The sequence below is a fragment of the Mesorhizobium sp. M7A.F.Ca.MR.148.00.0.0 genome (assembly GCF_003997735.1).
Classification (GTDB): Bacteria; Pseudomonadota; Alphaproteobacteria; order Rhizobiales; family Rhizobiaceae; genus Mesorhizobium.
In genome coordinates this window covers 1-241 of sequence record NZ_RZTB01000668.1, presented here as the reverse complement: position 1 = coordinate 241, position 241 = coordinate 1, and the positions used below count along the sequence as shown (strand labels likewise).

Genomic DNA, 241 nt, shown 5'->3' with positions numbered 1-241 from the left:
CGGACCGGCGCCATCAAGGCAAAGTGTGCGCCTTGCGGGTCCTGGCACTGCACGACCCAGCTGCCGCCGGGGACCTCCATCGGCCCCATCAGGATCTTGCCGCCATTGTCGGTGACCCGTTTGGCCGCCGCGTCGATGGCCGCAACGTTGAAGTAGAATTGCCACACCGGCACCGGGATCTGCTCCGGCTTGTTCATGATGCCGCCGCCGGATTCGGGGCCGGCCGTAAAGGTCTGGTAAG

Annotated in this window: 1 protein-coding gene; it reads right to left on the bottom strand. The window is 66.0% G+C overall.

The window, feature by feature from the left end:
• Positions 1-241: VOC family protein (locus EOB49_RS35765; RefSeq protein WP_348630295.1), on the bottom strand; the 241-nt coding region annotated here is incomplete at both ends.